The sequence below is a fragment of the Salinisphaera dokdonensis CL-ES53 genome, assembly GCF_040361215.1.
Taxonomy (GTDB): Bacteria; Pseudomonadota; Gammaproteobacteria; order Nevskiales; family Salinisphaeraceae; genus Salinisphaera; species Salinisphaera dokdonensis.
Window position 1 is genome coordinate 531131 of sequence record NZ_APND01000002.1, and the last position, 26989, is coordinate 558119.

Below are 26989 nucleotides of genomic sequence, written 5' to 3' on the forward strand. Positions count from 1 at the left end.
CCTGACCCTGATTGAACGCATCCCGCGGAGTTTTGATGCGCTATTCCATGCCGGCCGCGAGTGTCGACACGCCGCATACCGCGACGATCGAAATCCAGAAAAGCCGTTTCATCGGCTGGTGTGCGGCAATCGACAGCGTTGACGACGCCGAACGGCTGATCGCCCTCGCGCGCGAGCACTACCCAGACGCCTCGCACTACTGCTCGGCCTATATAGCCGGCGCGCCCGGCGAAGATCGGGCGATCGGCTTTTCCGACGACGGCGAACCCGGCGGCACCGCCGGTCAGCCGATGTATCGCGTGCTCGAAGGCAGCGGCCTGGGACGTATCGCCTGTGTGGTCATCCGCTATTTCGGCGGCACCAAGCTCGGCACCGGCGGCTTGGCGCGGGCGTACGGACAGACGGTGAGCGAGCTGCTCACCGAACTCCCGACGCGCCAACACGTACCACGTCGCCGCCTGGCGCTGAATCTCACCTTCGCCGACGAGCAGCCCGCGCGGGCCTAGCTTGGCGAGCACGAAGGCGAAATCGTGGAGGCGACCTATCATGCCGAGGGCGTGACGCTGGATGTGGAATGGCCGTTGGATGCCGACGCGGAGATGGCGGAGCTTGATGCTCGGCTTAATGGGCGATTGGTCGTTCGTGTAGATGAGACGTTGCCTTAAAAGGCGCACCTCAAGACTCACCAAGGCTGCTGTGCGGTTTTCAGGCCGAATCGGCCTCGACCACCTTGGGGTTTCGCACTGAGCTGCGACTTTCGTGCTTTCGCTTGTCCGAAAGAAAGTAAGCAAACAAAAAGACACCCGGCACGGCTCCGGCTGCGCCGGTGCACTCCGATGCTTACGGCGAAGGGATGCGGCCCTTCAGAAATCTCACTAGGTCGGATCGCTTTGGCGATCCTCAGACAGCTGGCCGCACTGGCGCGGTGCGCCGGACACCCTTCGCCACTGTGCGTCTCCGTCGCCACGCAAGGGGCTTTAATACAAGCACTGCAATTCAACACGCGAGGCCAACTCGAATGCAGAGCCAAAAGCGGAATACACGCCTGTTCTCCTAGCGGATTACGCCTGCAGCTAATCCGACCCGCGAATGTCCGACCTTGAGCGAGCGAAAGCTAGCCTGCCTGTATGGGGCCCCTTTGGCGTAGCGCCGAGCAGCGGAGCACGGCCGGGATCAAGCAGCCGGATGTCTGAGCGCAGCGAGTTCCGGCTGCGCCCGGCCGGGCGAGCAGCGCAGGGCACCGATGCGAAGCATCGGCGCAAGACAGGGTGTCTTCTGTTTTGGTGCCTTTTATTTGGACAAGCAAATAAAAGACACTCGCGCAGCAGCGCGAAACCCCAAGCCGACCCAAAGCGAAATCGCTTCAGACTACCGCTCAGCGAGTCACCGCCGAAGAATCAGGGCCGCCCACCAAGCAAGCGACCCCGAGACCGCTAGCCGCGCTCGGTCACTTCCAGCAAGTGATAACCAAACTGCGTCTTAACCGGCCCCTGCACCTCGTTCAACGGCGCACTGAACACCACCTCGTCGAACTCACGCACCATCTGGCCGGGGCCAAACGTACCGAGGTCACCGCCCTTGCGGCCGGACGGGCACGAGGAATGCTCACGCGCGACTTCGGCGAAGTCGCTGCCGTTCTCGATCTGGTCCTTGAGTTCGGCGCACTTCTGCTCGCTGTCGACGAGAATATGACGGGCACTGGCTTTGGCCATGACGGCTACTCCTGCTAGGAAAGTTACGGGAGCGCCATATTACGGCAATCGCCCCGAAGTACGGCACCACTTGCTTACCAGGCACCGCAGTTCGCGGGAATAACGGCTCAAGGCCATCGCCGTTCACGAGGCGCGTCGCCGATGGAAGAGCGGCGGCGGACGCCCGAAGCGGTAGCGCGTTACGTCAGCCGATCTTCTGGGCCACCGCTTCGACCAAGGCCCCATCGGGATCAAGGCCGGCGACGATGCCGAGGCCCATGGATTCGTGGTCATTCTTGTGCTGGATGAAACGCGCGCGATACGCGATCAGCGCGCCGACACGGTTCGCGCTGCCGCAATGCACCAGCGCCGGCAACGCGCCGGGCACCAACGCCTCGTCGAGGAGGCGCGCGTTCGCCTCGTTGATATCGTCCGGGCCGGCGACCGGGATATGCACGTAGTTCATGCCGACTTTCTTGACGAGTGCCGCCTCATCGAACTCCTGTATCTCGCCGTCCGGCCGCAGGTTGATCACGGTCTTCACGCCCTGCGCCTGCGCGGCTTCGATCTGCTCGGCGGTGGGCTGGCCGGCCGTGATGATCCCGGGTTCGAACCGGTTCGCGTTAGCAAGACCTTCGGTGTAATCGGGCATACGGTTTCCTCTTGCCGCTGAATCGACTGGCGTAGAACTGGCGCTTGAAGCCGCCACCGACGCCCAATCAAATCAACGGTTCGTGAATTGATGCCTCGATATGATACTTATCATTCAGCGATGTGAAAGTTTGATCAATCCAACCGCGCGTTATGGGGAACGGTGTCTTCTGGACGTTCCGCTTCCGAATGCTCCGGACTTTAGGGACGCGTACGGCGAACGATCGGAAATTGAACTCACCCTGTTTTATGCAAATTGCAAGAGCTGACCCTCAAGCTCCATGACCCTCGATTTCCGCTCGATTTTTCATAACAAACACAACCACGCCCTTCTCGCGAATCAAATGATTGTATTGCTGTTTTCTACAAATTGAGAGCTAGACCTTATAAAAGAACACGCGACGAAAACGTATTCCACTGCGACCTGCGGACTGATATCCCACGTCGCCTGAACGTCATCGTCCACGCCATGGTCGGCCGCGTTCCGTAAGTGCCCCAAATACTTGGAATAGTTTAATAATTTTTTGGGTAGCTTCGCGTTTCTGCTTAACTCCTCCGCTTTAGCATTAATGCCATGCTTTCCGACCAAGCTTACGGCTTGTTTCTCTCCATAGGCCCCTAAGTACGACTCTATCGCATTTCCCGCCATGGTAACTGCGCCAATCCCATCATGATCTCTCGCCCGTAATAACGCATCGGCTAGGTGCTGTATTACCTCGGCCCGAGGTATGTTCGGCACAAAATCTGCGCCGATTTCTCTGCACACTAGACTTTCAGCCTGATGCAGATCAGAACAGGCGCCAGCCAAGGATTGTAGATCGTGCGCGGCACCTTCCTCAGCAGCTCTATAAGCTCCTCCGCCTTCAGCGATAAGCGCGCGGCAGTACTGCCCTAAACTCAGCAACGTCTCTTTAATTTCATCGAAATGGTTAGACAGATCGAGGAGTTGCTTCAATTGCCTCGCAGCTGTCGGTGCGTCACCAGTAGTGATTAATCGATCACGAAATAAGATGAAGGGCTCGTAATCCTCTAGCGCCAATCTTAGGGCCGTAGCTTTTCTTTGCTGGTTACTGGTCACTAACGCTCGGCAAAGGCAGTTCGCTGTTACATACTCGCCGTTCTCTTCGCGCAGTAAGTCTAAGTCGACTGCTAGCTTAAGCGCCGCGTAAGCATTCTCACGAGTTAATTGGCAAAACTCTGAAACATAGATCTGGTCTACCGGCTTGGCCGCAATATAAGCAGCGTCAACAGCCGCTACAACGGCTTCGGCAGTAGCACGCCAAAATTCGCGACTCATATATATTTATGCGTCGCTTGAGTCGTCATCTTCAGTATCGTTCTCGATCACACGTATCAGCTCTCTGAGCCTAGGCCCAAGGGTACTGATTTCATCAGGAGTGCAGTTTATCGATACTTGGATATTCAAAGTGGCTGAGACAGTACCGGAGCATTCTAAAGATCTACTTAACGAACTTTTTACAGGAGCTTCTAGACCCTCATTTTCTACCTTCCCCAAGTTTACGTCCGGCTCAGCCGGCTCCATAGACACTGCATTTTCCCGAGTTAAGAAGTCCCCTTGAATTATTAGAGTTCCATCTTCGTCTTCTAAGACATTTGCAGCCTTCATAATATCTATCAAGGCGCCGGCCCCTACCATCGTCGGCGACTTCTTGGTTGCGCCAGCGGTATAGGCTATATGCGACCTGAGAGCGGATGGTTCCATGCCTCCACGAATTCGAACCGCCGAGATTATTTTCCGAAAGAACGAACTATCGATTATCATCTCTCGCCATGCGGAAGAGATCTCATTAGGCATCTCGAAATCCAAGGCTTTCGCTAGATTACGGCCATGAGAGGTTAGCGTTTTTTTCTGCTTTCCTTGAATTATTCCAATATTCAAAAGGAACGCATTATTTCTACTGACTTGCGTCGGATCTATAATAGCGCGCTCGGCTACATCTTTAGGCGATGCCTGGTCGGGCGAATGGCCATAGGCTCGTATGATTTTAGCCAGCTCGGCGTAAGACGATCCGGGGAGCTTAAAAGCGTCTTCGTCCACTTGAAGTCCTTTTTCCTGAGTTAAAAATAATCTAACCGTGTTTATTCGTCAGGCGCTATTAGCTTTAGTATTGCGAGCAAAAGCCAGAATAAATCTCGTGAATGGCGTCACGTGAATGGTGTCAGGTCTTGCACTGTGCAGCCTCCGCATCGTAATCCGCCTGCAATCCCAACCAGAACTGCACCGACGTGCCAAAGAACCGGCTCGGCCGAAGAGCGATATCGGGATTTACTTGGCGCCGCCCTTCCATCAGCGAAGTTAGATCGGCTTGTAGAAGACCAGTCGCATTAGCGACGTTGCGAAGGGTTAAGCCCATCGGCGCGATAAATTCTTCGCGCAACACGTCGCCCGGATGAACATTCGCAAGCTCGGCCATGTCTCCCCCTCGAAGCAGCATTGATAACTACTAACTAGAACAATAGAGAAGCGAATAGACCGAGTAAATGCAAAATGCATAAAAAAGGCCGGCGAATTACCGGCCTTTAGTCGTAGAGGATAGCGTTTAAGCTACTTCTTCTTCGGAATATACAAATCCGGCAAAGTACCGGCCGCGGCCTCGGCGGCCGTGCCGACCGTTTCCGACAGCGTTGGATGCGGGCAGGCCTGAGGGTCAGCTCTTGCATTGTGCATTTTTCGGCCAATTCGCTGCCCGGGATGACGCGAAAACCCAGGCCGAAGTTAAAGACACCTCAGCGCCAAGGCTTGCGATGCCAGCTTCTGCTTGCTCGCACGACTCGCGTTCGTCTCTGCGCCGTTGGCATCGAGGATGCAAACGTAGCTAAACAGTCAGCCGCATATGGGCGCCAAACTCACTTACGCCCCAGACAGGCGATCTCGCCAGCTATGACGCCGGCAGCGTGTCGTAGGTTTCGACATCCGCCGGTATATGATGGAAACGCTGCTTTTCGGTCGTGAAGATCGCGATCTGCGCGCCACCGAACGAACTGGGATCGTCCAGCGTGCCTATCTTGATCAGGGCCATGCCGGGCAGGGCCGGCGACCAAGATACCAATTGGGTCCCGCATTCACCGCAGAAATCGCGGGTCACCGGGTTGTCCAGATCGCTGCGCGTAAACTGTTTGGGCGTACCCTTGGTATAGGAGAAGTCGGCTTCAGGGATGCCTTGGGTCAGGTTCGACGAACCACCGGCAAAGTACTGGCATTCCCGGCAATGACATTGAGCTTTGACCGCAGGCTCTGCGTCCGTGCGATAGCGTATCGCGCCGCAATAGCAACCACCTTCTTTACTCATGATTCTTCTCCGTTTTTATTATGTAATGAGCGTCGAACGGTAATGCCCGCCCGGCTATTCTCGACTTATCCGAAGGCCAGCATAAACCCGGCATTGAATCTCGCCGTACTGTCGAAAACTACTACTTCTTCTTCGGAATATACAGATCCGTGAGCGTTCCAGCCGCGGCTTCGGCAGCCATGCCCACGGTCTCCGACAGGGTCGGATGCGGATGCACGGTCAGGCCGATGTCGTGCGCGTCGCAGCCCATCTCGATTGCCAGGCCCAGTTCGGCGATGAGTTCGCCGGCACCGGGGCCGACGGCGCCGGCACCGATGGCGATACCGCTGTCCTTGTCGAACAGGATCTTGGTAGTGCCTTCGGCATTGCCCATGCCGAGCGCGCGGCCGCTGGCGGCCCAGGGGAAGGCGCCCTTTTCGTATTCGATGCCGTCTTCCTTGGCCTGGGTTTCGGTGACGCCGGTCCAGGCGACTTCCGGATCCGTATAGACGACGGACGGGATGACCTTGGCATCGAAGGCGGCTTTTTCGCCGGCACAGCATTCGGCCGCGACCTTGCCCTGGTGGGTGGCACGGTGGGCGAGCTGCGGTTCGCCGGAGACATCGCCGATAGCGAAGATGTTGTCGACGCTCGTGCGGCACTGCTTGTCGATGGTGACGAAGCCGCGGTCGTCGACCTTCACGCCAACGTTTTCGGCGCCGATCTTCTTGCCGTTGGGCTTGCGGCCGATGGCGGCGAGCACGCGATCGTAGTCCTTGCTCTTGGGGGCATCCTTGCCCTCGAAGCTGGCCTTGAGCGACTTCTTGCTGGCCTTGATGCCGGTGACTTTGGTGCCAGTCCAGATATTGCCGCAGCGGCTGCTCATGCGCTTCTGGAGCGGCTTGACCAGGTCGCGGTCGGCGCCGGGGATGAGCGTTTCGGTCATCTCGACGATGTCGACATCGGTGCCGTGGGCGGCATAGACGTTGGCCAGTTCCAGGCCAATGATACCGCCGCCGATGACGAGCAGCGATTTCGGGATTTCGTCCGGCGACAGGGCGGCTTCGGAATCCCAGATGCGTTCGTCCTCGGGCCAGTCGGGCAGGATGACCGGCTCGGAGCCGACGGCGATGATGCAGTTGTTGAAGCTGATCTCGCTGGTGTCGCCATTGTTATGGCTATCGCCTTCGATGGACAGGGTGTGGTCGTCCTTGAAGGTGCCCGTGCCGGTGACGACGTTGACCTTGCGCTTTGAGGCCATGGATTTGAGGCCGCCGGTGAGCTTGTCGATCACCGACTGCTTGAATTCCATGAGTTTGGGCAGCTCGATCTTGGGCTTGCCGAAGGACACGCCGTGGTTGGCCATGTCGGCGGCGTCCTCGATGACCTTGGCGGAATGCAGCAGGGCCTTGGACGGAATGCAGCCGATGTTGAGGCACACACCGCCGAGCACGCTGTGGCGTTCGACCAGGGTGACATTCAGACCCATGTCCGCGGCGCGGAAGGCGGCCGTGTAGCCGCCAGGGCCGGAGCCGAGCACCAGCACGTCGCAGTCGTAGCTGTGGTCTTTCTTGGCGCCAGAGTCGGATTTCGACTTTTCGCTGCTCTTGCCTTCTTTTTCGGTCTTTTTCGACGACGATGACTTCTTTTCGTCGCTTTTGGCGCTATCCGATGCTTTTTTCTTGTCGCCGGAGTCGGCCTTCTTCTCGTCGGCCTTGTCCTGCTTGTCTTCTTCACCGCTATTGTCGTCGCCTTGGCTATCGGCGGCTTCGAGCAGGGCGATGACGTCGCCTTCGGAGACTTTGTCGCCTTCCTTTACCTTCAACTCGGTGATCTTGCCGGCGGCGGACGAGGGCACTTCCAGCGTGGCCTTGTCCGATTCCAGCGTGATCAGCGCCTGTTCTTCCTCGACATCGTCGCCCGCGGCGACCAGTACCTCGATGACCTCGACTTCGTCGAAGTCGCCAATGTCCGGAACCTTGATTTCCTGCGCCATGGTTTAACTACCTTGACCGGCCCAAAGGCCGGATTGTGCGTTCAAGAAGCGAGCGATCGAAGCGACAAAACCTCGATCGCCCGGCGCGAGTCATGAGGCGGCAAGACAAGGCGCCGCGAGCGCCGTGTAGCAACGCTACACAAGCGATCGGCAACGCCGTATTGCAGTCTCATGGCCGCGGCCTCCTAGAGAAGCAACGTACGAAGATCAGAGAGTTTCTCGCTGAGGAACCCGGTAATCCTTGCCGCCTTGGCGCCGTCGATCACGCGGTGATCGTAGGACAGCGACAGCGGCAGAATCAGGCGCGGCTCGAACTCGCTGCCGTTCCAGACCGGCTGCCAGCTGTGCTTGGACACGCCGAGGATGCCGACTTCCGGGCTGTTCACGATCGGCGTGAACGCAGTGCCGCCGACGCCGCCCAGGCTGGATATGGAGAAGCACGCGCCCTTCATCTCATCGCCCTTGAGCTTGCCTTCGCGGGCCCGGCCGCTGATGTCGTCCAGCTCACGGGCGATCTGGTAGATGCCTTTCTGATCGACGTTCTTGAGCACCGGCATGAGCAGGCCGTTGGGCGTATCCACCGCGATGGCGATATGCACGTACTGCTTGTGTACCAGGCTCTCGCAGTCTGCGGTGAGCGAGCTGTTGAGATCCGGGAATTCGCGAAGCGCAGCCGCCGCGGCCTTGAGCATGAACGCCAGCGGCGTGAGCTTCACACCGTCCGCCTTGGCCTTTTCCTTGTTGGCCTGGCGGAAGGCTTCCATCTCGGTGATGTCGGCAGTGTCGAACTGGGTGACGTGCGGGATCAGCAGCCAGTTGCGATGCACGGCCTTGGCCGAGAGCTTGCGGATACGGGGCAGCTCGGTGGTCTCGACCTCGCCGAACTGGCTGTAGTCGATATCCGGCTGGGCCGGCACGCCGCCGCCACCGGCAGGCGCGCTGCCTGCACCGGCGCTTGCGCCTCCCTGGACCTGTTCCAGCGTCTTCTTGACGTAGGTCTGGACGTCTTCTTCGAGGATGCGCCCCTTGCGGCCACTGCCTTCGATACGCCCGAGATCGGCGCCGATCTGGCGTGCGTACTTGCGCACGCTCGGCGAGGCATGAGCCTTGTTGAAGCGATCCTCGTCGACGCTCTTGAGCTTGCTCGAATCGCCGCTGTCGTCGGACTTGGGCGCCGGCTGCGTGGGCGCGTCGTCCTGCGGTTCGTCCTTGCCGCTCTTGCCGCGTTTCGGCGGCTTGGATTCGCTGTCTTTCTTGGGCTTCGAATCGGCCTTGGACTCGGACGACTTCTTGCTGCCCCCGGAAGCCTTCTTGCCACCGCCGGCGGTTTCCAGCATGGCGATCACGTCGCCTTCGGAGACCTTGTCGCCTTCCTTGACCTTGAGTTCGGTGATCTTGCCGGCGCCCGAGGACGGCACTTCCAGCGTGGCCTTGTCCGATTCCAGCGTGATCAGCGGCTGTTCTTCCTCGACATCGTCGCCTTCGGCAACCAGCACCTCGATGACCTCGACCTCGTCGAAGTCGCCGATGTCCGGGACCTTGACCTCGATGGTCTCGCCGCCGCCCGAGGCGTCGTCATCCTCGTCGTCGCTGTCGTCGTCTTCGGATTCCGAGTCGTCGGCTTCTTCTTCGCCGTCGTCCTCGCTGTCCGAATCGTCTTCGGCTGCGTCGCCCGAATCGGCCTCGTCGGCCTCATCTTCCGACTCGTCGTCGGAGGCGTCCGCGGCTTCGAGCATGGCGATCACGTCGCCCTCGGAGACTTTGTCGCCTTCCTTGACCTTGAGCTCGGTGATCTTGCCGGCCCCGCTGGACGGCACCTCGAGCGTGGCCTTGTCGGATTCGAGGGTGATGAGCGGTTGCTCCTCCTCGACCTCGTCACCCTCGGAGACCAGCACTTCGATGACCTCGACCTCGTCGAAGTCGCCGATATCCGGGACCTTGATTTCCTGCGCCGCCATAAAGCGTTTCCTTGATCCGGTAGCGCGGCCCGCGGACGGGCCGCGCTTTTAAAGCATTGTTTCGACTGGGTGATCTGTCCTCAGACCCTCAGTGGGTAATGGGCTCCGGCTTGTCCGGATCGATGCCGTACTTGCGAATCGCCTCGCCCACCTGCTTGCGCTCGATAGTGCCTTCGTCGGCCAGCGCCTTGAGCGCCGAGACGGTGATCCAGCGGCGATCCACTTCGAAGAAGTCACGCAGCGCTTCGCGCGTGTCCGAACGGCCGTAACCGTCGGTGCCGAGCGTGTGATACGCCACCGGCATGAACGGCCGGATCAGGTCTGCATAGCCGCGCACATAGTCGGTCGCGGCAATGGCCGGGCCCTTGGCATCGGCAAACTTCTTGCCGATGAAGCTCTGGCGCGGTTCTTCCTCCGGATGCAGCATGTTCCAGCGCTCGGTGGTCAGACCGTCGCGGCGCAGCTGGGTGAAGCTGGGCACGCTCCAGACCGTGGCACCGACGTTATATTCCTTCTCGAGCATTTCGGCGGCCACGATCGCTTCGCGCAGGATGGTGCCGGAGCCGAGCAGGTTGACCTGCTTCTTGTAGCGCTTGTTGCCTTCCGAGAACTTGTACATGCCGGCGATGATGTCGTCTTCCACGCCTTCCGGCATCTCCGGGTGGCTGTAGTTCTCGTTCATCATCGTGAGGTAGTAGTAGACGTCCTTCTGCTCTTCGTACATCTCGACCAGACCGCGATGGATGATCACCGCCATCTCGTAAGAGAAGGTCGGGTCATAGGCGCGGCAGTTCGGCACGAAGTCGAACATGATGTGGCTGTGGCCGTCCTGATGCTGCAGGCCTTCGCCGTTGATCGTGGTACGACCAGCGGTGCCGCCCAGCAGGAAGCCGCGAGCACGCATGTCGCCGGCGGCCCAGCAGAAATCGCCGACGCGCTGGAAGCCGAACATGGCGTAGTAGGCATAGAACGGGATCATCGTCTTGCCGTGGTTCGAGTACGACGTCGCCGCGGCGATGAATGACGAGATGGCGCCCGCCTCGGTGATGCCTTCCTCGAGAATCTGCCCCTTGACCGATTCCTTGTAGAAGGCGAGCTGGTCGGAGTCTTCCGGCTTGAACAGCTGGCCGACCGGCGAGTAGATGCCCAGACTGCGGAACATGCCTTCCATGCCGAAGGTACGCGCCTCGTCCGGGATGATCGGCACCACGCGATCCTTGATGTTCTTGTCACGGGTAAGGATCTGCAGGATGCGCACGAAGACCATCGTGGTGGCCATTTCGCGATCACCGGAGCCGTCGAGCAACTTCTGGAACGCCGACAACGGCGGGATTTCCAGCGCGTCGCCCTCGGTACGGCGCTGCGGCAGATAGCCGCCCAGTTCCTTGCGGCGAGCCTTGAGATACTGGATCTCTTCGGAGTCTTCGGCCGGCTTGTAGAAGGGCGCCTCGGCGATCTTGTCGTCGTCGACCGGGATCTCGAAGCGATCGCGGAATTCCTTGAGCGCGTCCTCGCCCATCTTCTTCTGCTGATGGGTGATGTTCTGGCCTTCGCCGGCCTCGCCCATGCCGTAGCCCTTGACCGTCTTGGCCAGGATCACGGTCGGACGCCCGTTCTTGTTGTTCACCGCGCTGTGATAGGCCGCATAGACCTTGTGCGGATCGTGGCCGCCGCGGTTGAGCCGGCGGATGTCCTCGTCAGACATCGAGGCGACCATCTTCTCGAGCTCCGGATACTTGCCGAAGAAGTTCTCGCGCGTGTAGTCGCCGCCGTGGGCCTTGTAGGCCTGGTATTCGCCGTCGACCGTCTCGTTCATCAGCTCGACGAGCTTGCCGTCGTGATCTTGGGCCAGCAGGCCGTCCCAGAGCGCGCCCCAGATCACCTTGATGACGTTCCAGCCGGCGCCGCGGAAGGAGCCTTCCAGTTCGTTGATGATCTTGGAGTCGCCACGCACCGGGCCGTCAAGGCGCTGCAGGTTGCAGTTGACCACGAAGATCAGGTTGTCGAGGCCTTCGCGGGAGGCGATATCGATCGCGCCCATGGACTCGGGCTCGTCCATCTCGCCGTCGCCGCAGAAGCACCAGACATGGCGGTCGCTGGTGTCCTCGATGCCGCGGTTGTGCAGGTAGCGCATGAAGCGCGCCTGGTAGATCGCGTTGATCGGGCCGATGCCCATGGACACGGTGGCGAACTGCCAGTAGTCCGGCATCAGCCAGGCGTGCGGATAGCTGGACAGACCCTTGCCGCCGGATTCCGATCGGAAGTTGAGCAGCTTGTCCTCATCGATCCGGCCTTCCAGATAGGAACGCGCATAGATGCCCGGCGCGGAATGGCCCTGGATATAGACCAGGTCACCGCCGTGGTCTTCGGACGGCGCATGGAAGAAGTGGTTGAAGCCGACTTCATACAGCGTCGCGGCCGAGGCGTAGCTGGCGATATGGCCACCCACACCTTCGTGGTGGCGATTGGCCTGAATGACCATGGCCATCGCATTCCAGCGGATGATCGAGCGGATGCGCCATTCGATCGCCGGATCCCCCGGCGAGCGCTCTTCCCGATGCGGCGGGATGGTGTTCACATAGGCCGTATTCGGCGAGTAGGGGATATAGGCCCCCGACCGCCGTGAACGCTCGATGAGCATTTCCAGCAGGAAGTGCGCCCGTTCCGGGCCTTCGCGTTCGATGACGGCGTCGAGCGCGTCACGCCATTCGGCAGATTCCTGCGCATCGACGTCTTCTGCGTCGTCGGCGTGCTCGGGGTGCGGGCTCGCCTGGGCCATAAGGCGCTCCTTGTGTAAGAGTCGTGGAAAGACAGTCTGTAAGCGATACTACGCCCGCCTTTCGAGAGCAGACAACTGGCCCGCGCGGCGTGTCGGTGGCATGATTTCAAAGTTTTTCGATAATGTTGCGTTGCACTATACAATGACCACTTCCGATGCAGCCGCGCCCAAGTGCCCGTTGCGCCAGCCATCAAGGCTCCATACGGTATCGAACGGCGAAAGACGTGTCGGTGTGGAACTTGAATTTACCGGGCTGACGATCGAACGCATCGGTGAAACCCTGCGCCAGACACTCGGCGGCGAGATTCGCCCGCACAGCGCATATGAATACACCGTGGCCAACACCGCGCTGGGCGACTTCGCGATCGAGCTCGACTACGCCTTTCTCAAGGAACGCGGCCGTCGCGAAGGCGAAACCGGGTTGCTGGACGAGATCGAGCGGGTCTCCGAAGACGTCCTCGGCGCCCTGGCCAAACGCGTGGTTCCGTTCGAAATTGTCGGTCCGCCCATCGCCATAAGCGACCTGCACGGCATGAACCCGCTTATCGACGAGTTGCGCGCTGCCGGCGCCCGCGGTACCAGTCAATCGGCGATCTATGCCTTCGGACTGCATCTCAACCCCGAGCTGCCGGATCTCGAAACGCCCACCCTGGTGAACTATATCCGCGCCTTTGCCGTGGCCTTCGACTGGCTTCGCCGGGTGAGCGAGATCGATATCAGCCGCCGCGTGTTCCCGTACATCCAGCCGTTTACCAAGGCCTATGTGCGCCAGGTCTGCGATCCAGGCTATGCGCCCACGCGCACGGCAATGATCGACGACTACCTCGCAGAAAACGCGAGCCGCAACCGCGCGCTGGACATGCTGCCGGTATTCGCCCACCTGGACGAGCCGCGCGTGCGCGCCGCCGTTGCGGACGGGCTGGTTAATGCCCGGCCCACCCTGCATTACCGCCTGCCCAACTGCGAGATCGAGCAGCCGGGCTGGGATCTGCATCCGGCATGGGATCACTGGCTGGTGATCGAAGAGCTCGCCGCCGATGAGGACCGCCTGCTCGAAATCTGTGCCGAGTACTGCGCCACACTCGACAAGCCCTTCGGTGACTGGCTCGGCCGCTGGGCCGATCGCTTCGAACAGTTCATCGAAGCCTGAGGCAACAGCTTGGCCTCTAGACGACCGCTGATCGCTGTCACCGGCAAAGCCAGCCGCTGGGCGCCAGGCTGGTGGGCCGCCTGGCTGGCTATTGCCCTGGCAGGCGGCCGTGCCATCCGCGCCACGCCCAAACGCCCCATACCGGCACGCATTGATGGACTGGTGATTGGCGGCGGCGACGATATCGCCACCGATCTCTACGGGGCGACCGCCGCCTACGACAACACCGCCGATCGTGCACGAGATGCGATGGAACTGGCAGCCATCGAGCAGGCGCGGGTCGATAAAACGCCAATTCTCGGCATCTGCCGTGGCGCCCAGTTGATCAATGTCGCGGCTCGCGGTTCGCTGTATGCGGATATCAGCGATCTGCGCCGATCGACCTCGAACCGGGTCAATCCGCTCCCCTGCAAGCCCGTCGCCATCAAGCGGCGCTCACGATTGGCGGCCGTAACGGGCACTCGGCGAATGCGCGTCAACAGCTTGCATCATCAGGCGGTGCATACCCTCGGCCAAGGCCTGCAGGCCAGTGCACGCGACGCTGATGGCTTCGTACAGGCCATCGAAGCACGGACAGGCGCCTTCGTGATCGGCGTGCAATGGCACCCGGAATACCTCTGCTACCGACCGAGGCAGTATCGGCTGTTCCGCGCGCTGGTCCGAGCCTGCGAACGCGCCAACGACGGCGACTGAACTCCCACGAAGCGTTCAATCGCTTGCAGCCGAGCGCCGAGCGCACGCAAAAAAAAGCCGCCCGGCAGTACCGGGCGGCTATGCGAGGCGAGTCTGACGTTACAGATGCTTGCGTTCGAAATCCTTGAGCATCTCTTCGGCCTTTTCCTTGGTCTCGCCGTACTTCTCCTGGATCTTGCCCAGCATGTTCTGGCGTTTACCGGCCGTTTCCTCGACCTCGTCGTCGGTCAGGCGGCCGAAGTGCTCACGGGCCTTGCCCTTCACACGATCCCAGCGGCCTTCCCATTTATCGTCGGATTCTGCCATGACAGATTTTCCGTTTGAGTGGTAACTGGACTATAACGCAACGCACCATTGCTGCCATCACGCGCTGATGACAAGTTTTTTTACTCGCTCTTGTCGACGTCGCTGTCGTCTCGATCCGAGTCGCTGTACGCCACCTGCGCATAGTTGACGGCTGCGACCAGCGCCACACCGCCGATGACATTGCCGAGGATCGTCGGCACGAAGAACACGCTGACGAAATCCATGATCCCGTGAGCGCCGGTGAACACACCGTAAAGCGCGGCCACGGAACCGGCGATAATGTGCGGAAAATGCGCGAGGCCGATCACGTAGGTCACCAGAATAATCACGGCAACCCGGGCCGTCTCGGCGAAGGGCATCAGCCAGAGCATGAGCGCGACCAGCCAGCCGGCGAAGATCGCGCGCACGAACATGGTGCCGAAGCCGTATTCATATTCCTTGGCGGCGATCGAGGCCAAAGCGCCATTGATCTTGGGATCGAGCACGTCGAAATTCGCCAAGGTCACGGCAAATATCGCGGTGCCGACAATATTGGCGATAAGCACCACCCCCCAAAGGTTGAGGGTTCGCGTCACCGTGGATCGGCGCCGTACGCGCAGCACCTCCAGCACCGGCGTCAGCGTATTTTCGGTAAACAGCTGCTGGCGGCCGAGAATCACGAACAGAAAGCCGATCGAGTAGCCAAAGCTGGCGATGATCGGCCGCCAGGCGGATTCGGGCGTATAGCTGTAGAGCAGCGCCTGGGCGATGAACGAAAAGCCCATCGAAAGGCCGGCAGCCAGCGCGGAGAAGGCCAGACCCGGCAGCGGCCGAGTCAGTTCGGATTCGGCCTCGCGCCGGATCGCCTCGTAGACGACAGCGGCGCTGGGCGCTTCACGACGACGCGCATCGCGCTTCTGATTCGAATCCAGATCGTGTTCGGTGTGTTGGTGTTCGGCCATTCGTGGCGTTCCGTAACGGTTACAAGTGAACCATGATAATCGGCTTTTCCCTGTCGTAGCAGACCACTTGTCGCCCAGTCCGCGGGATACAGGGCCGGCACGCTACCATGCACGCATGCCGCGTTTTGCTGTCGTATCCCTCCTGTTCCTGACGCTGATTGTCTCGACCGCCTGCCGGGCGGATAGCGAGGCGGTCACGATTTTGGCAAGCACAGCCCACGACGCACGTGCGTTCACCCAAGGCCTGCTCTACTACGACGATTCGCTCTATGAAAGCACCGGCAAGCACGGCAGCTCGACCCTGCGCCGCGTCGACCCGGGCACGGGAGAAGTGCTTGCGATGCGGCACCTGCCGGCCCGTTATTTCGGCGAGGGACTCGCGCGCATCGACAATCGCCTTTATTGGCTGACGTGGAAATCCGGCGTGGCGTTCGTGTTCGACGCACATACGCTGAAACCGATCGGCCGACGCTACTACCAGGGCGAAGGCTGGGGGCTGACCTTCGACGGCGAGCACCTGATTCTCAGCGACGGCAGCGATACGCTACGCGCGCTTGAACCCGACGATTTCTCGGTGGTGCGTCGTATCGCGGTACGCGATGACGGTGAACCGGTCCACAATCTCAACGAGCTCGAGTATGTCGACGGCGAGATCTGGGCCAATGTCTGGTTCGACGACGATATCCTGCGAATTGATCCGAAAAGCGGCAGCGTACTGGGGCGCCTCGGGGCCTCGAACCTGCGCGAGGCGCTACCCAAAGGCAGCCGCGCCGAGGCCTTCAACGGCATCGCCTATGACAGCGCGAACGACCGCGTCTATGTCACCGGCAAATACTGGCCGAGGATGTTCGAGATCCAGAAGCCTGATCCGACCTGTTGCCCATAGCGCAAGCCGCGATTAGCGCTGGAGCACGCTGCCGTCGTCGTCGAGTAGTGGATAGCTGCCCTGTTCATCGTGATCTTCGGGCCCGACCAGCGCCGGCGAAAAGCAGCACAGCACGGTCATGCCCTTTTCGCTCGACAGGATATGCTGCTGGTTCTTGTCCAGCGCGTAGAGCACGCCGGGCTTGAGGGCCCACTTGCCGCCTTCGGTGAGATCCTCGATCTGGCCTTCGCCCTCGATGCAGATCACCGTTTCCTTGTGGTTGCGGTACCACATATGCAGGTCGCTACCCGGCTTCACATAGGTCTCGTGGAAGGAATGACCCATGCCGTCGGCGCGCAGCGTGTAGCGACGGCTGATGAATTTCTCTTCGTCGATCGCGGTCTTTTCCGCGTCGTCATGGTCACGAACAATCATGTCGATGCCTCTGCTCGAGCGACAAAGGGCGCTGAGCCAGTCGCCGCTGAAAATCGGCGCACAGCCTAGAAAACCCGATGCGCGCGCGAAATCCGGCAGATTACGGACCGATCGACGCGGGCTTACTTGCCGATACAGAAGCTCGAGAAGATTGCACCCAGCAGGTCGTCGCTACTGTAGGCACCCGTAATCTCGCCCAGGGCCGCGTGAGCGAGGCGCAGTTCCTCGGCCAGCAGATCACCCGCCGCATCAATAACCAACCGTTCGTGGCCGGTATTTAACGCCATCTGCGCCCGATTCAGCGCATCGAGATGCCGACGACGTGCAACGAAAGCAGGTGTGCTTTCCTGACCCAGGCCAGCGGCCTCCTTGAGATGTGCGGCGAGCTTGTCGAAGCCGGCGCCGGTGGTGGCCGACAGCCGGATTGCATCGTGGCCGTCCGCGATCGTCTGCGCGGGCGAAGAACCACTGAGGTCGATCTTGTTCGAGATGATCGTGACGGGACAGCGCCCGTCGATCTCGGCGAGCAACGCTCGCTCGGACGCACCCAGGCCGACACTATCGTCGATGACAAGCAGCACTCGGTCAGCGCGTTCCAGCTCCGCCTTGGCACGACGTACGCCCTCTGCCTCGATCGGGTCGTCCGTCTCGCGCAGCCCAGCGGTATCCACCAGGCTGAGCGGCAAACCGTCGATGGCCAGCTGTTCGTGGAGCACATCGCGGGTGGTCCCTGCGATCGCGGTCACGATCGCCGTATCGCGCCGGGCGAGACGATTGAGCAGGCTCGACTTGCCGACATTCGGCTGCCCCAGAATCACGAGCCGCAGACCTTCGCGCAGGCCAGCGCCTTCGCGTGCCTGCGCGGTCAACGCATCGACACGTTGCCGAATACCATTCAGGCGACGCTCGATCTGGCCATCGCCCAGGAAATCGACATCATCCTCATCCGGGAAATCGATCGCCGCTTCGGTATAGATGCGCAGATCGACCAGCGCATCGCAAAGGTCATTGACCTCGCGCGAGAACACGCCCTCGAGCGAGCGCATCGCGGCCGTCGCCGCTTGCTGGCTGCCGGCATCAATGGCATCGGCAATGGCTTCTGCCTGATCGAGACTGAGCTTGTCGTTGAGGAAAGCACGCCGGGAAAACTCGCCGGGCTCGGCCAGCCGGACGCCCAACTCGAGCAGGCGCGCCAGCAGCATATCGACCAGCACCGGGCTGCCGTGGCCCTGTAGCTCGAGCACGTGCTCGCCGGTGAAGGATGCCGGGGCGGGAAAATATAGCGCGACGCCGCGATCGATCGCCACGCCCTGCGTGTCGACGAACCCGCACAGGTGCGCCTGACGCGGTGACGGCAGGCGACCGATCAGTGCTTCGGCGATCGCCGGAACGGCCGCGCCGGACACCCGGATCACCGCAACGCCGGCCCGGCCTGCGCCGCTGGCCAGCGCGGCGATGGTGTCGCCGGGCGTGCCGCTCATGCCGTCAGCGTCAGCTGCTGGCGGCCTTGTGGCCCAGGCCTTCGGCGTCCAGCTTGCGGTAGATGTACCACTGCTGGGCGATCGAGAGCAGGTTATTGGTACACCAGTAGAGCACCAGACCCGCCGGGAAGAAGGCGAAGAACACCGCCAGACCCACCGGCATGATCTGCATGATGCGCTGCTGCATCGGGTCCATGGTCACGTTCGCGGTCAGCTTCTGCTGCAGGAACATGGTCACACCGAAGACCACCGGCAGGATGTAATACGGATCGGGCGCGGACAGATCCTGAATCCAGAGCATGAACGGCGCGTGGCGCAGTTCGACGGATTCGCGCAGCACCCAGTACAACGAGATGAAAACCGGCATCTGCACGAGCATCGGCCAGCAGCCGGCGAGCGGATTGAAGCCCTCTTTCTTGTAGAGCTCCATCATCTTGGACTGCAGCTTCTGGCGGTCGTCGCCGTACTGCTCCTTGAGCTGCTGCATGCGCGGCGCAAACTTGCGCATGCGCGCCATCGCCCGGTACTGCGTTTCCGACAGCTTGTAGAACACGAGCTTGATCAGGAACGTCAGCAGGATGATCGCCACGCCCCAGTTTCCGACCAGCGCGTGTAGATGCTCCAGCACCCAGAAGATCGGCTTGCCGATCACCGTCAGCCAACCGTAGTCAACGGTCAGGCCAAGTCCAGGGGCGGTGGCATCGAGCGCATCAGAGATTTTCGGGCCGACGAATAGTGTGGCCTCGAAATCCGACTGCGCACCGGCTGCGACATTTTGCTGGGCGCCGATAAAGCCGGTGGCGAAGCCGCCGGAAGCGTTGGGCACGTCCTTGGGCTGGCCAAAGAATCGCGCCTTGGCATCGGCCGGCGGGATCACCGCACCAATGAAGTAGTGCTGGATCATGGCCACCCAGCCACCCTGCTGGGTCAGCTCCAGCGGGTTTTCCGCCAGATCCTCGTGGCTTTCCGTACGGTAGCTATAACTATCGCCGTCTTCCGCCTGGTTGTACCAACCGACGCCAAAGAACGCCTGGGCGAAGGGCACATCGCCGGTGATCTCGAACGGGGCACGCCAGAACCGAACGTACTGAGACAAGCGCCAGTCGCTATCCGCGTTGTTGACCACCTTGTGGTTCAGACCGATGCGATAACTGTCGCGGTTGAAGGTATAGACCTTCGTGACCTCATGCCCGGCATCGTTCGTCCAGGTCAACGGCACCTCGAGGCTATCCTGGCCATCCTCGAGCTCGTACTCCTTCTGCTCGCTGCGATAGGTCGAGCGGTGATCGGGCGCGCTCGCGCCGTCCGCCACCAGCCCGCTCTGGGTAATGAAGAAGTTGGGTGCACTATCGTTGATCAAGCGCAGGTTGGTGTCCGGCTTTTCCGAGGACACCGGCACACCGCGCAGTTCGACCTTACGCAGGTCGCCACCGCGGGTATCGATAATGACGTCCAGCTTGTCGGTTACGACATGAATCTGGTCGGCTTCACCGACGACCGGCTGATCGTCCTGGCCGGTCTGTTCGCGTCGCGAATCCGAACGCTGCTCGGGGCCGTCTTCTCCCGCTGGCGCGGACGACAGCGACGGCACATCGTCGTCATCGCTACTGGACGCGTAATCCTGCTGACTGCTGGTCTGACCGTTGGCCGAAGTCGCATCTGCATGCGTCGGAGCGTAGTCCGTCTGCCAGGCCTGATAGAGGAAAAAGCAGAGAACGCCGACAGCGCAGAGGAGTCCGAAACGAATATTTTCCATGCCTGGGGGAATCCCTCGTTAACGGGTCTTGCGCGACCCGTGATCGTGCGGCGGCCGGTTATCGAGGCGAACCAGCTGGGGCCAGATTTCGGCAAGCTGGGCAAAGAGCGCCGCGTTGTCTATCGCGGCGGTACGGCTTCTGGCCAGCACCACTACATCGATTGGCCCGAGTCGATGGCGGTTCAGCCGAAACGATTCACGCAAGACGCGTTTAACCCGGTTTCGGTCAACGGCGCGCGCAATTCTGCGCTTGGCAAGGGCAAGCCCAAGCCGCGGCTGATCCGCGCCACCAGGGGCTGCGATGATCACAAAACCGCGGCTTACAAACTTGCGACCCTGCGCGAAAACAGCGCGGAATTCGCTCGCTTGCCTGAGGCGCGCAGTCGCGGGAAACCCAGCCTGCGCCACCCGATTTTCCTTACGGCGTCAGGCGCTTGCGGCCCTTCGCACGACGCGACGCCAGCACGGCACGTCCATTTTTGGTGGCCATGCGCGCACGGAAACCGTGGGTCCGCGCACGATGCAGGTTGCTCGGCTGATAGGTTCTTTTCATGACAGTCTCGACTCGGCGACCTGATGGACGCACTTCGCGTTAAAGAGCGCGGATTCTAGTCGCCCTCGCCATGCCGTTGCAAGCGGTGAAAAACGCTGTGGATAAGTTGTGACTCGTACGCTAGGGTAAGGCGCCAGCGCGCCAGCTTGGCAGCGCTTTTTTTCGCTACGGAGTATCGGATCTTGGCTGACACGCTCTGGCAACGCTGTCTCACGCATATCGAGGCACGGCTGCCCGAAAAGGACATCAACCTCTGGCTGCGACCGCTCGAAGCCGAGTTCAACGACGATGGCCTGGACCTGATGGCGCCGAACGAAGTCGTGCGCGATCAGGTCGAGCGCGAGCTGCGCACCCCAATTGCGAATGCGCTCAACGATCTGGGCGCATTGCCCAAGCGCATCCGGGTTCTCGTGGGCGGCGGCCGCAAGCCACAAGCCTCTGCAGCGAGCGAAGCGGCCGCGCCGCCGCCGACCGCCCGCCATAACTTGGACAATCGCTATACCTTCGAGGCCTTCGTCCAGGGCAAGTCGAACCAGATCGCCCGCGCCGCCGCCGAGCAGGCCGCGAATCCCGACAACATGGCCTACAACCCGTTGCTGATCTACGGCGGTGTAGGTCTGGGCAAGACCCATCTGATGCAGAGCGTGGGCAATCGCCTGCTGGACAACAATCCACGCGCCAAGGTCGCATACGTCCGCTCAGAGCATTTCGTGAACGAGATGGTCACTGCCATCCGCCACAACCGCATGGATCGCTTTAAGGCGCACTACAGGTCGCTGGACGCGCTGTTGATCGACGACATCCAGTTCTTCGCGAACAAGGATCGCTCCCAGGAAGAGTTTTTCCATACCTTCAACTCGCTGCTCGAATCGAACCAGCGGATCGTGATCACCTGTGATCGCTTCCCGAAGGAAGTCGAAGGGCTCGAGGATCGGCTCAAGTCGCGATTCTCCTGGGGCCTGTCCGTCGCGGTCGAGCCACCCGAGCTCGAGACCCGAGTGGCGATCATGCTTTCCAAGGCGGATGCCCACGGTGTCACCTTGCCGCAGGAGGTCGCGTTCTTCATCGCCAAACGCGTGCGATCGAACGTGCGTGATCTCGAGGGGGCGCTTCATCGACTCAAGGCGTCGGCCCAGATCACGGGCACGCCGATTACCGTCGATTTCGCCAAGCAGGCGCTCCACGACATGCTCGCCGTCTACGACCGCCTGGTCACGCTGGAGAACATTCAGCGCACGGTCGCCGAGTATTACAAGATGCGGTTGGCGGATCTGCTGGGCAAAAAACGTACACGCTCGGTCGCTCGTCCTCGCCAGATCGCGATGGCGCTGGCGAAGGAACTTACCAACCACAGCCTGCCGGAGATCGGTCAGGCGTTTGGTGGCCGAGACCATACGACCGTGCTCCACGCCTGCCGCAAGATCAAAGAGCTGCGTGAAACCGACGCTCGTGTGGATGAGGACTATGCAAACCTGAGCCGGATACTCACAAGCTAGCTGGGGATAAAGCGGGGATAAGTCGGGATCCGCTTTTTAATAGCGCCGCTCGAATAATCCACGCACATACTGTCCACAGCGATGTAACAACATTCAGACCGCTTTCTCAATAGAATCTAAACAGGCTCAAGCATCTGTTTATGAATAATAAAATCGAGTTCTCAACAGAATTCGGCTGACACTGTTACTACTACTACTAACTTTTCTTATATCCCTTAAGACAACAAAGACGACTGTTCCCGGAGCCCGCCATGCAATTCACCGTGCAGCGCAAGGATCTGCTCACTGCTCTTCAGACCGTGATTGGCGTCGTAGAACGACGCCAGACGATGCCGATTCTTTCGAACATCCTTATTCGGACGAAAAACGATCGCATCGTGGTGACCGCGACCGACCTAGAGCTCGAGCTTATTACCGACACCCCGGCGGTCATTGCGGCGCCCGGTTCAGCCGCTGTTCCGGCACGTAAACTGCTCGACATTTGTCGGGGGTTACCGGACGACGCGGAAATCACGCTGCATCACGATCAGCAGCAAACCCGGGTTCAATCCGGACGTTCGCGATTTACTCTCGCGACCATGTCTGCAGACGACTGGCCGTATCTCGATGAAGTGGACGAAGGGCAACGCATTACGCTTTCGGAACGCGTTCTAAAAGGCCTGCTCGATCGCACCCATTTCGCGATGGCCCACCAGGATGTTCGGTATTACTTGAATGGCTTGTTGCTATCGCTCCGAGATGATCGTGCACGTTGCGTTGCAACAGATGGTCATCGGCTAGCGCTGAGCGACGCCCAGGTAAAGATCGGGATCGAAGAACCGATTCAAGCGATCGTGCCTCGTAAAGCGATCACAGAGTTGGTGCGGCTACTAGATAGCAGCGAAGCGGAAATCAATCTGCAGCTGTCTTCCAAGCACTTGCGGTTGCAGTTGCCAGGTCTCGTATTCACGACCAAATTGATCGACGGTCGTTTCCCCGATTACGAACGCGTCATTCCAGCCGACGCGGATCGCTGCATGTATGCCGATCGCGACACGATTCGTCAGGCCCTGTCTCGTACCGCGATTCTGTCCAACGAGAAGTTCGGCGGGGTTCGCCTCGCGCTGAGTTCGCATAGCTTGCGGCTTCAAGCGCAGAACGTAGAGCGCGAAGAAGCCGAGGATGAGATCCAGGTGAGCTACGACAGTGACCCGATCGAGATCGGCTTCAACGTGAATTATTTGCTTGAAGCACTCGGTGCGATGGATAGCGGGGAATTCACGCTGTCGCTTTCCGGTCCGGACAGCAGCGGGTTACTGCAGGCCGCGAATGACCCCGCTACGCGTTATGTCGTAATGCCCATGCGTTTGTAGTGCAGTAGCGCTGCGATGCATCTCACCCGTCTACGGTTGCATGATTTCCGGTGCTTCGAGCAGGTCGAGATTGTTCCGAGCGCGACCACCAACGTAATAACGGGCGACAACGCCTCGGGCAAGACAAGCTTGCTCGAGGCGATTTTCTTTCTGGGGCGCGGTCAGTCGTTCAGGCAGTCGGGGCCACGTCCCGCAATTCGACGTGGCGCAAACGCATTCACGCTCAATGCAGAGATCGGCGTGCCCGACGGCCTAAGCCATCGGCTTGGGATCCATCGCGACAAACGCGGTATTGCTTATCGGCGCGATGGCGAGAATGCGACAACGCGACTCGATCTAATCAACACGCTTCCTCTCCAGATGATCGACCCGAATGTTCATCGTCTGCTTGAACAGGGCCCGCGCTATCGACGCCACTTCATGGACTGGGGTGTGTTTCACGTGGAACACACGTTCTTTCCTGCTTGGCGACGGTATCGACGCGCATTGCGCCAACGTAACCGGGCTCTCAAATCACGATGGCCGAAGAAAGACGTTATTGCGTGGGACGCGGAGCTCGTTCGTAACGCGGAGCTGGTCGATGCGTCGAGGCGTGCTTATATCGATTATCTATACGCAGGCTTGCCGGCCCAGGCGCAACGTCTGCTTGGTGGCGAGCCCGTCACGCTCGAGTACGAAAGCGGCTGGCGTGGCGACGATGGTTTTGGCCATGCGCTCGCAGCTAACTTGGACCAGGACCTTCGGGCCGGTTTCACACAACAAGGCCCGCATCGCTCCGATCTTCGAGTGTCAGTTGCGAGCACCAAAGCGCGTGACTGGGTTTCGCGCGGTCAGCAGAAAATACTGACGACAGCCCTGTTGTTGGTTCAGGCGGAGCTTCTTTACCAGCGACGTGGTATACGGCCCGTCTTGTTAATCGACGATATGGCGGCAGAACTAGGGGCGCGTTATCGAGAGGTGCTGGCCGAAGAAATTGCGCGTATCGGCGGGCAATCGTTCATCACATTTTTGGAGCCGTCCCTCGTTCCGCAGGCGCTTTCCGATGCGGCTATGTTCCACGTGGAACACGGGGCTGTAGCCGCTCCATGCTAGGCAACATGGTAGAATTGTAGGATTGATTCGGATGAATCCTGCTCGATCTGCGGTGCAATATGGCGGAATCCAACGGCGACTACAACTCCAGTAGTATCAAAGTTCTGAAAGGCCTCGAGGCGGTGCGTAAGCGCCCCGGGATGTATATCGGTGACACGGACGATGGCACCGGTCTTCATCATATGGTGTTCGAAGTCGTCGACAACGCGATCGACGAAGCGCTCGCAGGCTACTGCAACGAAATCCACGTCGCGATCCACCGCGACCAGAGTATCACCGTGACTGACGATGGGCGTGGTATTCCCGTCGATCACCACGAGGGTGAAGGGCGTTCAGCGGCTGAAGTCATCATGACGGTGCTGCATGCCGGAGGTAAGTTCGATGCGAACTCCTACAAGGTGTCAGGCGGTCTGCATGGCGTAGGCGTATCGGTGGTCAACGCGTTGTCCGACCACCTGGAACTGAATATCTTCCGCGACGGTAAGCATTACCGGCAGGCCTACAGCATGGGCGAGCCTCAGGCGGATCTGTCGGCGTTGGCGGACACCGAGAAAACCGGCACTTCGATTCATTTTCACCCGAGTGCCGAAGTCTTCACGAACATAACGTTCAGCTTCGACATTCTGGCGAAGCGCCTCAGGGAATTGTCGTTCCTCAACTCCGGTGTACGGATCCGCCTGAGCGAAGACGCGAGTGAGCGCGATGTGGTTTTCGAGTACGAAGGCGGCATCCGCGCGTTCGTGGAGAACCTCAACGAGAACAAGACACAGCTTCACGAGACGGTCTGCTATTTCACCGCGGAACGCGACGACATCGTTGTCGAAGTGGCGATGCAGTGGAACGACTCCTATCAGGAAAGCGTGTTCTGCTACACAAACAACATCCCGCAGCGCGACGGCGGCACCCATCTGGCCGGCTTCCGCGGCGCCCTCACGCGTACGTTGAACGGTTATATCGAATCGGAAGGCCTGGCCAAGAAAGAGAAGGTCGCCCCCGCCGGAGATGACGCACGCGAGGGGCTTACAGCGGTCGTGTCAGTAAAGGTTCCGGACCCGAAGTTCTCCTCCCAGACGAAAGAAAAACTGGTTTCGTCCGAAGTTCGTGCCGTTGTCGAGTCGACCGTAAACGAGCATCTAAGCGATTTCCTGCTCGAGAACCCCCGGGATGCCAAAGTCATTGCCGGCAAGGTGATCGAGGCTGCGCGAGCCCGTGACGCAGCGCGTCGGGCGCGGGACATGACGCGCCGCAAGGGCGCGCTCGATATCGCCGGTTTGCCGGGCAAACTCGCCGATTGCCAGGAAAAGGATCCTTCGCAGTCTGAAATCTTCCTGGTGGAGGGCGACTCAGCGGGCGGCTCTGCGAAGCAGGGTCGCGATCGCCACAACCAGGCGATTCTGCCGCTCAAGGGCAAGATTCTGAACGTCGAGAAGGCGCGATTCGACAAGATGCTGTCCTCGGTCGAAGTCGGCACGCTGATTACGGCTCTGGGTTGTGGCATTGGCCGTGATGAGTTCGACCCGGCGAAGCTGCGTTATCACCGCATCATCATCATGACTGACGCGGACGTGGATGGTTCGCATATCCGCACGCTGCTGCTGACATTCTTCTATCGGCAGATGTTCGCCCTGATCGAAGCAGGCTACGTCTATATTGCCCAGCCGCCCCTGTACAAGGTGAAGAGCGGCAAGCAGGAGTACTACGTCAAGGACGACAAGGAGCTGAGTAACTATCTCCTGCGCCTTGCCTTGAGCAAGGCCGAGTTGCGTGTCAGCGCAGATGCGCCGCCGATAGCCGACGATGCCCTCGCCGAACTCTCCCATCGCTTCATGGGCATGCTGGAAGATATTGATCGTCTGACGCGCCGTTTCGATCCGGCGACGCTCAAGGAGATGACTTATCTGCCCCCGATGACGCCGGAGTTGTTCTCCAACACCGAGAGCATGCAAGCCTGGGCCGAGCAGCTGCAGACCCGTCTCGATGCTCGCAACGAAGCACGTCATCGCTACGAGGTGCAGATCAAACCGGCCGATGACGAACGGCCCCTGCATCTTCAGGTGACGCGCTTCAGCCACGGTATTCCGCATACCTTTGTCTGGCACGAGGATTTCTTCACGGGCGAGGAGTATCAGCGCATGGCCAGCCTCGGCAACGAGTTGCTCGAGCTGATGGGCGAAGGTGCTCAGGTCAGCCGCGGCGAGCGTACGGAGAGTGTCGAGACGTTTGAGGCTGCTTACGAGTGGCTACTGTCCGAGGCGAAGCGTGGACAGAACGTGCAGCGCTACAAGGGCCTGGGCGAAATGAACCCGGACCAGCTATGGGAAACCACGATGGATCCCAACAGCCGTCGCTTGATGCAGGTGAAGATTGACGATGCCGTCGGTGCGGATCAGATCTTTACGACGCTCATGGGCGACCACGTGGAGCCGCGCCGCGAGTTCATCGAGCGCAATGCGCTGATGGTGTCGAACCTGGACGTATAGATCTGCGCCAAAAGCGCTGGAAGT

At 60.1% G+C, this 26989-nt stretch carries 25 protein-coding genes; 9 read left to right on the forward strand and 16 right to left on the reverse strand.

All coding sequences use genetic code 11. The features are described 5' to 3' along the window. Positions 1-35 precede the first annotated feature (35 nt). Both SADO_RS08315 and SADO_RS08320 read left to right on the forward strand, forming a co-directional pair. Positions 36-506, forward strand: coding sequence for an IMPACT family protein (locus tag SADO_RS08315; RefSeq protein ID WP_353110712.1), 471 nt, complete (start codon positions 36-38; stop codon positions 504-506). A 24-nt stretch (positions 507-530) separates the two neighbouring features. Further along, positions 531-665, forward strand: a complete 135-nt coding sequence (locus SADO_RS08320) for a hypothetical protein (protein WP_353110713.1) — start codon at positions 531-533, stop codon at positions 663-665. 768 nt (positions 666-1433) lie between these two features. Here the strand turns inward: SADO_RS08320 and SADO_RS08325 are convergent. The 9 genes from SADO_RS08325 to aceE all read right to left on the reverse strand — a co-directional run bounded on the left by SADO_RS08325 (position 1434) and on the right by aceE (position 12365). Next, complete coding sequence (locus SADO_RS08325; RefSeq protein WP_353110714.1) at positions 1434-1712, reverse strand: peptidylprolyl isomerase; 279 nt, start codon at positions 1710-1712, stop codon at positions 1434-1436. 184 nt (positions 1713-1896) lie between these two features. Further along, on the reverse strand, positions 1897-2343 hold the full coding sequence (locus SADO_RS08330; protein WP_353110715.1) for a protein tyrosine phosphatase family protein: 447 nt from the start codon (positions 2341-2343) through the stop codon (positions 1897-1899). Between the two features lie 339 nt (positions 2344-2682). Next, complete coding sequence (locus tag SADO_RS08335) at positions 2683-3639, reverse strand: hypothetical protein (RefSeq protein WP_353110716.1); 957 nt, start codon at positions 3637-3639, stop codon at positions 2683-2685. A gap of 6 nt (positions 3640-3645) precedes the next feature. Next, entirely contained in the window at positions 3646-4401 is a 756-nt protein-coding gene (locus tag SADO_RS08340) for a hypothetical protein (RefSeq protein ID WP_353110717.1), read from the reverse strand. 121 nt (positions 4402-4522) lie between these two features. Continuing rightward, on the reverse strand, positions 4523-4777 hold the full coding sequence (locus tag SADO_RS08345; RefSeq protein ID WP_353110718.1) for a HigA family addiction module antitoxin: 255 nt from the start codon (positions 4775-4777) through the stop codon (positions 4523-4525). Positions 4778-5242: 465 nt separating this feature from the next. Next, positions 5243-5653, reverse strand: coding sequence for a GFA family protein (locus SADO_RS08350; RefSeq protein ID WP_353110719.1), 411 nt, complete (start codon positions 5651-5653; stop codon positions 5243-5245). Positions 5654-5774: 121 nt separating this feature from the next. Next, complete coding sequence (lpdA, locus tag SADO_RS08355; RefSeq protein ID WP_353110720.1) at positions 5775-7628, reverse strand: dihydrolipoyl dehydrogenase; 1854 nt, start codon at positions 7626-7628, stop codon at positions 5775-5777. A gap of 185 nt (positions 7629-7813) precedes the next feature. Continuing rightward, a complete protein-coding gene (gene aceF / locus SADO_RS08360) occupies positions 7814-9586 on the reverse strand; it encodes a dihydrolipoyllysine-residue acetyltransferase (protein ID WP_353110721.1) in 1773 nt (590 codons plus the stop codon). A gap of 88 nt (positions 9587-9674) precedes the next feature. Beyond that, complete coding sequence (gene aceE / locus SADO_RS08365) at positions 9675-12365, reverse strand: pyruvate dehydrogenase (acetyl-transferring), homodimeric type (RefSeq protein WP_353110722.1); 2691 nt, start codon at positions 12363-12365, stop codon at positions 9675-9677. Positions 12366-12507: 142 nt separating this feature from the next. Between aceE and SADO_RS08370 the strand changes: the two genes are divergently transcribed. Together SADO_RS08370 and SADO_RS08375 are read left to right on the forward strand one after the other, a co-directional pair. Then, on the forward strand, positions 12508-13515 hold the full coding sequence (locus tag SADO_RS08370; RefSeq protein ID WP_353110723.1) for an amidoligase family protein: 1008 nt from the start codon (positions 12508-12510) through the stop codon (positions 13513-13515). Between the two features lie 9 nt (positions 13516-13524). Further along, positions 13525-14208, forward strand: a complete 684-nt coding sequence (locus SADO_RS08375; RefSeq protein ID WP_353110724.1) for a gamma-glutamyl-gamma-aminobutyrate hydrolase family protein — start codon at positions 13525-13527, stop codon at positions 14206-14208. A gap of 99 nt (positions 14209-14307) precedes the next feature. Here SADO_RS08375 and SADO_RS08380 read toward each other — a convergent pair whose 3' ends face one another. Both SADO_RS08380 and SADO_RS08385 read right to left on the reverse strand, forming a co-directional pair. Continuing rightward, positions 14308-14514 (reverse strand): CsbD family protein, encoded by a 207-nt coding sequence (locus SADO_RS08380; RefSeq protein ID WP_353110725.1) that lies wholly within the window; start codon positions 14512-14514, stop codon positions 14308-14310. An 80-nt stretch (positions 14515-14594) separates the two neighbouring features. Then, complete coding sequence (locus SADO_RS08385) at positions 14595-15455, reverse strand: formate/nitrite transporter family protein (RefSeq protein WP_353110726.1); 861 nt, start codon at positions 15453-15455, stop codon at positions 14595-14597. A 115-nt stretch (positions 15456-15570) separates the two neighbouring features. Between SADO_RS08385 and SADO_RS08390 the strand changes: the two genes are divergently transcribed. Continuing rightward, positions 15571-16341 carry a glutaminyl-peptide cyclotransferase gene (locus SADO_RS08390; protein ID WP_353110727.1) on the forward strand — a complete coding sequence of 257 codons (771 nt, stop codon included), beginning with the start codon at positions 15571-15573 and terminating at the stop codon, positions 16339-16341. A gap of 12 nt (positions 16342-16353) precedes the next feature. Here SADO_RS08390 and SADO_RS08395 read toward each other — a convergent pair whose 3' ends face one another. From SADO_RS08395 to rpmH, 5 genes are all read right to left on the reverse strand, one after another. Next, positions 16354-16755, reverse strand: coding sequence for an ectoine synthase (locus SADO_RS08395; protein WP_353110728.1), 402 nt, complete (start codon positions 16753-16755; stop codon positions 16354-16356). 122 nt (positions 16756-16877) lie between these two features. After that, positions 16878-18236, reverse strand: coding sequence for a tRNA uridine-5-carboxymethylaminomethyl(34) synthesis GTPase MnmE (mnmE, locus tag SADO_RS08400; protein ID WP_353110729.1), 1359 nt, complete (start codon positions 18234-18236; stop codon positions 16878-16880). A 10-nt stretch (positions 18237-18246) separates the two neighbouring features. Next, on the reverse strand, positions 18247-19992 hold the full coding sequence (gene yidC, locus SADO_RS08405) for a membrane protein insertase YidC (RefSeq protein ID WP_353110730.1): 1746 nt from the start codon (positions 19990-19992) through the stop codon (positions 18247-18249). Positions 19993-20010: 18 nt separating this feature from the next. Beyond that, positions 20011-20400: a ribonuclease P protein component gene (gene rnpA, locus SADO_RS08410; RefSeq protein ID WP_353110731.1), complete on the reverse strand. Its 390-nt coding sequence runs from the start codon at positions 20398-20400 to the stop codon at positions 20011-20013. Positions 20401-20410: 10 nt separating this feature from the next. Beyond that, positions 20411-20545, reverse strand: coding sequence for a 50S ribosomal protein L34 (rpmH, locus tag SADO_RS08415; RefSeq protein ID WP_353110732.1), 135 nt, complete (start codon positions 20543-20545; stop codon positions 20411-20413). A gap of 179 nt (positions 20546-20724) precedes the next feature. Between rpmH and dnaA the strand changes: the two genes are divergently transcribed. From dnaA to gyrB, 4 genes are all read left to right on the forward strand, one after another. After that, the gene (dnaA, locus tag SADO_RS08420; protein ID WP_353110972.1) at positions 20725-22041 is read left to right on the forward strand and encodes a chromosomal replication initiator protein DnaA; all 1317 of its coding nucleotides are present in this window, start codon (positions 20725-20727) and stop codon (positions 22039-22041) included. A 251-nt stretch (positions 22042-22292) separates the two neighbouring features. Continuing rightward, a complete protein-coding gene (gene dnaN / locus SADO_RS08425; protein ID WP_353110733.1) occupies positions 22293-23393 on the forward strand; it encodes a DNA polymerase III subunit beta in 1101 nt (366 codons plus the stop codon). A 15-nt stretch (positions 23394-23408) separates the two neighbouring features. Next, the gene (recF, locus tag SADO_RS08430) at positions 23409-24485 is read left to right on the forward strand and encodes a DNA replication/repair protein RecF (protein WP_353110734.1); all 1077 of its coding nucleotides are present in this window, start codon (positions 23409-23411) and stop codon (positions 24483-24485) included. Positions 24486-24544: 59 nt separating this feature from the next. Then, on the forward strand, positions 24545-26965 hold the full coding sequence (gene gyrB / locus SADO_RS08435; RefSeq protein ID WP_353110735.1) for a DNA topoisomerase (ATP-hydrolyzing) subunit B: 2421 nt from the start codon (positions 24545-24547) through the stop codon (positions 26963-26965). The last annotated feature ends 24 nt before the right edge of the window (positions 26966-26989 follow it).

Coding starts and splice junctions, on each gene's coding strand:
- SADO_RS08315 (WP_353110712.1), top strand. CDS start 36: ATGCGCTATTCCATGCCGGCCGCGAGTGTCGACACGCCGCATACCGCG.
- SADO_RS08325 (WP_353110714.1), bottom strand. CDS start 1,712: ATGGCCAAAGCCAGTGCCCGTCATATTCTCGTCGACAGCGAGCAGAAG.
- SADO_RS08330 (WP_353110715.1), bottom strand. CDS start 2,343: ATGCCCGATTACACCGAAGGTCTTGCTAACGCGAACCGGTTCGAACCC.
- SADO_RS08335 (WP_353110716.1), bottom strand. CDS start 3,639: ATGAGTCGCGAATTTTGGCGTGCTACTGCCGAAGCCGTTGTAGCGGCT.
- SADO_RS08345 (WP_353110718.1), bottom strand. CDS start 4,777: ATGGCCGAGCTTGCGAATGTTCATCCGGGCGACGTGTTGCGCGAAGAA.
- SADO_RS08350 (WP_353110719.1), bottom strand. CDS start 5,653: ATGAGTAAAGAAGGTGGTTGCTATTGCGGCGCGATACGCTATCGCACG.
- lpdA (WP_353110720.1), bottom strand. CDS start 7,628: ATGGCGCAGGAAATCAAGGTTCCGGACATTGGCGACTTCGACGAAGTC.
- aceF (WP_353110721.1), bottom strand. CDS start 9,586: ATGGCGGCGCAGGAAATCAAGGTCCCGGATATCGGCGACTTCGACGAG.
- aceE (WP_353110722.1), bottom strand. CDS start 12,365: ATGGCCCAGGCGAGCCCGCACCCCGAGCACGCCGACGACGCAGAAGAC.
- SADO_RS08370 (WP_353110723.1), top strand. CDS start 12,508: ATGACCACTTCCGATGCAGCCGCGCCCAAGTGCCCGTTGCGCCAGCCA.
- SADO_RS08380 (WP_353110725.1), bottom strand. CDS start 14,514: ATGGCAGAATCCGACGATAAATGGGAAGGCCGCTGGGATCGTGTGAAG.
- SADO_RS08385 (WP_353110726.1), bottom strand. CDS start 15,455: ATGGCCGAACACCAACACACCGAACACGATCTGGATTCGAATCAGAAG.
- SADO_RS08390 (WP_353110727.1), top strand. CDS start 15,571: ATGCCGCGTTTTGCTGTCGTATCCCTCCTGTTCCTGACGCTGATTGTC.
- SADO_RS08395 (WP_353110728.1), bottom strand. CDS start 16,755: ATGATTGTTCGTGACCATGACGACGCGGAAAAGACCGCGATCGACGAA.
- mnmE (WP_353110729.1), bottom strand. CDS start 18,236: ATGAGCGGCACGCCCGGCGACACCATCGCCGCGCTGGCCAGCGGCGCA.
- yidC (WP_353110730.1), bottom strand. CDS start 19,992: ATGGAAAATATTCGTTTCGGACTCCTCTGCGCTGTCGGCGTTCTCTGC.
- rpmH (WP_353110732.1), bottom strand. CDS start 20,545: ATGAAAAGAACCTATCAGCCGAGCAACCTGCATCGTGCGCGGACCCAC.
- dnaN (WP_353110733.1), top strand. CDS start 22,293: ATGCAATTCACCGTGCAGCGCAAGGATCTGCTCACTGCTCTTCAGACC.
- recF (WP_353110734.1), top strand. CDS start 23,409: ATGCATCTCACCCGTCTACGGTTGCATGATTTCCGGTGCTTCGAGCAG.
- gyrB (WP_353110735.1), top strand. CDS start 24,545: ATGGCGGAATCCAACGGCGACTACAACTCCAGTAGTATCAAAGTTCTG.